We start from the raw sequence: 5436 nt of genomic DNA, 5'->3' as shown, positions 1-5436 counted from the left end.
TTGAGAAGAATATAACTTTTTTTCGAAAATAACCGCAACACCCTCTGCTCCTCTTCTATCCAAAGGACAACGAAGGCACACCCCTGCACACCCTCTTAAACCCCATTATTACTTTTGGGCCCATCCTGATTAGCGCCTACAGCTTTCAGGTGCTCCTGAAAGACTTGCAGGGTAATACCCTTAACTGAAGCATTACTTTATGGCTCTTTTTGCCCTTGAATATCGCGAACTTCTGATTTATAAGAAAGTTACTATAGTTTATAATTTTAACATAAACCTATTTAACTTTATTATATATACAAATGGATCCACGCACTAACCCCTATGCACCGGGAGCAGGTACGATACCGCCTGAACTTGCGGGAAGAGATGAAATTATTGAAAAGGCATCGATTGCTCTAGATCGATGTCGAAATGGGCTTGCTTTTCGAAGTTTATTCTTAGTTGGTTTACGAGGGGTAGGAAAAACTGTTTTGCTCACTCATATTTCAAAAAATGCAGAGGCTCAAAAATTTGCTGTGGTCTCAATCGAAACACCAGAAAAGCGTTCATTACCGGCATTGCTTATTCCACAACTTAGAAGTGCCTTGCTTAAATTAGATAGAATGGCTGCTGCAACGAAGGTAGGAAAACGGTTATTACGAGTTCTTGGTGGTTTTGTGCAGGCCATGAAACTGAAGTACCAAGACGTTGAATTCGGATTAGATTTAGGAAATGAGCCAGGGGTCGCTGACTCAGGGGACTTAGAGAAAAGAAAACAGCCTTCGTTCTTTTTATTGATGAAATTCAATATATCGAAGAAGAACAATTTGCAGCTTTGATTATGGCTCTTCACAAGTGCGCTCAGAATCAACTTCCTATTGCCCTCATTGGGGCTGGGCTGCCTCAACTAGTTGCACAAGCTGGGCGTGCAAAATCCTATGCAGAAAGATTATTTGAATATCCTGAAATCGGCCCACTTACTCAACTTGCGGCACGAGAAGCCCTTGAAGTACCCGCTCAAAAATTAAATGTGAAATATGAAAGCGATGCTTTGGGTTATATTTTAGAGCAGACCCAATGCTATCCCTACTTCATACAAGAGTGGGGCAAATATAGTTGGCAATGTGCAGAATGCTCTCCCATTACTCGACATGATGTGGAAGTAGCTACTAAGCTAGCTATTTCTGATTTAGATGCCAGTTTTTTTCGAGTTCGGTTTGACCGCTTAACGCCCAGTGAAAAGAGATACTTGCGTGCCATGGCAGAGCTTAAAGCGGGTCCTTATAGGTCGGGAGATATTGCACATCTCTTACATAAAGAAGTTCAATCCGTAGCACCTATTCGTGCAGCCCTAATTAGTAAAGGTATGATTTACAGCCCTTCTCATGGCGATAATAATTTTACAGTGCCATTATTTGATGGGTATATAAAACGAGTCATGCCCGATTTCAATAAAGCAGCTTAAGTCTAAGCGGCAGGCTTTGACCGCGCGCGCATCTTTTGAAAGGCGTGCTGAAAAAGCACAAGCATCAGGTAGGAAAAGGCTTATCGATGATTTGAAAAGACAAGCGTTCTTTAATTTCTTCGATTTTTGCTAGCTCGTATTGCTGGGCCAACAAGGCATTTACCTTGGCCATTAATAATTGTTCGCCTTGCAGGTAAGTATAATACACTTGCGCCGGCACATCCGAAACCACACGCGGATTGTAGGCATTATTTGAAGAAGGCTGAGTTTCAGCCCCCACGGCGTTGCGAATATCTTCAATCGTTTTAGGCACCGCTTGCGATAGGCCCAAGTCGACATTGATTTGGGGAATGATAGTTGAAATTCTATTTTCACTATAAAAACGATTGAGCTCTTTACTGGCCTCCAATAAAGACTGGCGATTATCTTGCAATTGTTCCCGAATAAAGATTTTATTGCGCTTAGACTCGGACGACTCGTTATTATTGGTAAAATCCTGAGCCTCCACGAGTAACTTCTCTAACATTCTTACCCCCAGCTCAGCATCATACCACTGCATCGTGATTTTGATGGTTTGATCTTTTTTATCCGACTTAACCTTTAAAACATTTTTCATAAAAAAACCCACGGCATCTTCTAAGATAGGCCTTTTTTCTTCAGGTTTATTTTTGAATTTTTCAGGTGGAAAGAAAACTGGCAACAAATTCAACCCCTCCACTACTCGGGTAGCCAAGGTTCTACTTTGTAAAATACTGACCAATTGGTTAGATTTACTATCCCCCCCACCTAATCCCGCTGCCAGCCCCCCTAACCCCTCCACCCCCCCCAATTGCCCCAATACGCTGGACAACTTATTGGTATTACCCGAAGGTGCTGTAATGGTGGCCATAATATTATATTTTCTTGGTAACAGCTTACACGTACCATAAGCACCTATCGTCACCAACATCGTCATTAACAAAATCAACCATTTTTTCTTCCATAAAACTTGGAAATATTCGAAAAGATCAACTTCTTCTTCCTGCATTTCATAAAGATAGGGTTGCTGTGGATAATAAGGCTGTTGTTGAATTTCGTTGGGGGTTTTGAGGTTCGACATTTTTATTATTTAAATAAAGCCACACTCGTAAGTGCAATAGAAGCAATGGTGGTAAACAAACCAATCATATATTGTTCAGTAAATATTTTCTGTGGCACCAAGATGGTATCCCCCGGATTAACGAGCGTGGTTTCATAATCTTTAGGGCGAATCTTTCGCTTCACCCCATCATGGCTAACAATAACTGCATAGCGTTTGGCATCAAGCCTTGGCCCACCTGCCATGGCTAAATAGTTACTCAAAGTAAAATGCTGATTAAAATTCACCGACCCCGGCCGATGTAAGGCGCCATTCATAAAAACCCGATCTTCAAAGGAGGGGTAAAAGATATTATCATTGGGCAACTTATTTAAATTATAATCAAAGGTGTTTTGTTTGGTTAAAAAATGAGGCGCCACAATCACATCACCATTTTTCACCTCAAAACTTTGCAATTCTGAGGCCGTTCTTTCAACCTCCCATACATGCTTTTGCTCCAAATCATCAAACCGAATAATCTTAACCGGGTCAAGCCGAGACGCCCCCACCGTAAACCCACCCACCGCCTTTATCACGTCATACACATTTTTTTCACTCTTAACTTCATATTCCCCCGTGCGATTGATCGCCCCCTCTACCTGAATAACCTTCTTTTTAAGAGGAATGTAAATCGTATCATTTTCTAACAAAAAGGGATTTTGGCTGACATTGCCATTTATTTTATATTCGTAAAGATCCAACAAATAAGCCCTGCCTTCAGCAACTTTTCGCAACTCTACAAACCGCTCCGACCCCTTTTCGCCAAAACCCCCCGCCATATTAATAGCCTCCGTCACCCGAGTAGAAGGCGGTACGCGATAAACCCCAGGCTTACCAACTTCACCCAAAATATGCACCTGCATGCCTTGGCCAAGCATCCCCAAGGCCGTGCTTAATTCGGAAGATCCGCTGACAGACGAAGAACCTGGAGAAAGAGAGCCTACTTTTTTGTTGAGCAAAAACTCTTTACTCCGGCTGGAGCTAGGAAGCTCTTCTTCCACTTCCCCACCATTTGTTTGAATAGTTCCAAAACTACTGTTTAAAGTATCTACACGACGCTGGGCCATGGCCCCCACGGGGAGCAAATTCAAAACCATACAACCCACTACGCAATAAGAACCTATTTTCATTATGTTTATTTTCATGATAGTCGTTCAAAAATTGAAACTAAGCTTTAATCATTAAACTTAACAATGTCAATTGTTTGCAAGAGCCTCCACTTGAAGGCCACTATGAAGCCTGTTTTTATTACTAATCATGCAAGACTTCATGATGAAGGAGCGTGGTATACTGGAAACCGAGATTATGGAGACCCTCAATTCAGGTGATAGTCGCCGCTATTAGCCTTTATTTTTAGTATTTTAGTAGGGAGTTCTTATGAAAATTACTTACGATACAAAAGCAGATGCCGCTTATATCCGTTTTATGGATGAAGAGGTAGCTGCGGAAAGAACTACGACAGACATCTATACTCAATGAAATTGAAACAAAATAGGAAACTATGTTGAAACCTAAATTTACGATCACCAATGAAATCACTTCTGCTTTGACCAGCATTGAACGCGCCCGAGGTTTTTTGGACGCGGCCAAGCTTTCTGAAGATTGGGTCAAGAAAATGCGAGCCCGTGCCCTTATTCTTGAAGCGCACCACACCACCCATATTGAAGGGACCCATCTCACCCTGGAGCAATCGGAGCGCTTGCTCTCCGGAGAGAAGCTCACGGATGTTGATAAAGATGATGTTCGCGAGCTGTTAAATTACAAAAAAGCCTTTGAACTTGTGGCCAGCTATCTGGGCGAAGGTTCACCCATTACGGAAGGCCTGATTCGTGAAATCCACAAACGCCTTGTCACGGGTGTGCGTGGGAATTCAGCAACACCCGGAGAATATCGAAAAATTCAAAATTACGTTGCCAATTCCAAAACGAAGGAAATCATTTACACGCCACCCCCTGCCCATGACGTTCCGCACCTCATGCAAGAACTTGTTTCATGGTTGGGATTGGAATCTCAAATCAATCCGCTTTTGGTTGCGGGCATAGCGCAATTTCAACTGGTGCACGTTCATCCTTTCATTGATGGCAATGGAAGAAGCGCACGTTTGCTTTCAACACTGTGTTTGTATCGTTCCGGCTATGACTTCAAAAAACTTTTTACCATTAGTGAATATTATGACCGCAATCGTAGTGCTTATTACAAAGCGATTCAGAGTGTACGGCAAAATGATTTGGATATGACGGTTTGGCTTGAATACTTCGTTCAAGGGCTGGCCACACAAATGCAGGAGGTTCGTGAAAAAGGTGAAGAGATTATCAAACTGGATATTTTTGCCCAAATTCATGAGCTTTCCAAACGTCAGAAAGAGATCGTAGAATTCATGGCAGAAAAACTAGAATTTAAAATTCAGGATTATTTGTTGGCACATCCGAAGATGAATCGGCGAACCTTACAGCGGGATTTAAAAATCCTTCTTGATAAGAACCTCATCTCTTCAGAGGGAGCCACAAACAAGCTTGTTTATCGCCTAACCAAGAAGCTCTAAACTTGCGACAAACTCACGACATAACTTGTGACAAACTTAGGACAAAACTCACGACAATACCTCACAAGTATATGTAATTATTATGTTTTATAAATTGAGGTTAAGCTTTAATTATTAAACTTAACAATGTCAATTGTTTGCAAGAGCCTTGCAAGAGCCTCCACTTGAAGGCCACTATGAAGCCTGTTTTTATGTAAGCGATCACCAAACCCACCCTACACCTTACCTTAAAATCTTGGAATCAATTTTGTGGGGCACGAGTTTTTCGATTTGATCGGCGGTTTGGCATCGGGGCAGTTCAGTCAGCAAGTGCCTCATGTAGGCATAGGG

At 42.0% G+C, this 5436-nt stretch carries 4 protein-coding genes and 1 pseudogene; 3 read left to right on the top strand and 2 right to left on the bottom strand.

Annotation, left to right across the window (positions count from 1 at the left end):
- The first annotated feature begins 302 nt into the window (after nt 1–302).
- Nucleotides 303–1447, top strand: a pseudogene (locus HYU97_01130) (ATP-binding protein).
- Nucleotides 1448–1511: 64 nt separating this feature from the next.
- Here HYU97_01130 and HYU97_01125 read toward each other — a convergent pair.
- Nucleotides 1512–2546, bottom strand: a complete 1035-nt coding sequence (locus HYU97_01125; GenBank protein MBI2335351.1) for a hypothetical protein — start codon at nt 2544–2546, stop codon at nt 1512–1514.
- Nucleotides 2547–2551: 5 nt separating this feature from the next.
- On the bottom strand, nt 2552–3709 hold the full coding sequence (locus tag HYU97_01120; GenBank protein ID MBI2335350.1) for an SLBB domain-containing protein: 1158 nt from the start codon (nt 3707–3709) through the stop codon (nt 2552–2554).
- A 232-nt stretch (nt 3710–3941) separates the two neighbouring features.
- Between HYU97_01120 and HYU97_01115 the strand changes: the two genes are divergently transcribed.
- A complete protein-coding gene (locus HYU97_01115) occupies nt 3942–4043 on the top strand; it encodes a DUF2283 domain-containing protein (GenBank protein ID MBI2335349.1) in 102 nt (33 codons plus the stop codon).
- Nucleotides 4044–4065: 22 nt separating this feature from the next.
- Nucleotides 4066–5106: a Fic family protein gene (locus HYU97_01110; GenBank protein ID MBI2335348.1), complete on the top strand. Its 1041-nt coding sequence runs from the start codon at nt 4066–4068 to the stop codon at nt 5104–5106.
- Nucleotides 5107–5436: the final 330 nt, after the last annotated feature.

The organism is Deltaproteobacteria bacterium (genome assembly GCA_016183235.1).
In the GTDB taxonomy this organism is placed as follows: domain Bacteria; phylum UBA10199; class UBA10199; order DSSB01; family JACPFA01; genus JACPFA01.
Note: the sequence above shows the minus strand (reverse complement) of the source record. Positions and strands in the feature narration are given on the sequence as shown.

Excerpts from the sequence above, each read along its gene's own strand:
- HYU97_01125 (MBI2335351.1), bottom strand. The coding sequence starts at position 2,546 with ATGTCGAACCTCAAAACCCCCAACGAAATTCAACAACAGCCTTATTAT.
- HYU97_01120 (MBI2335350.1), bottom strand. The coding sequence starts at position 3,709 with ATGAAAATAAACATAATGAAAATAGGTTCTTATTGCGTAGTGGGTTGT.
- HYU97_01115 (MBI2335349.1), top strand. The coding sequence starts at position 3,942 with ATGAAAATTACTTACGATACAAAAGCAGATGCCGCTTATATCCGTTTT.
- HYU97_01110 (MBI2335348.1), top strand. The coding sequence starts at position 4,066 with ATGTTGAAACCTAAATTTACGATCACCAATGAAATCACTTCTGCTTTG.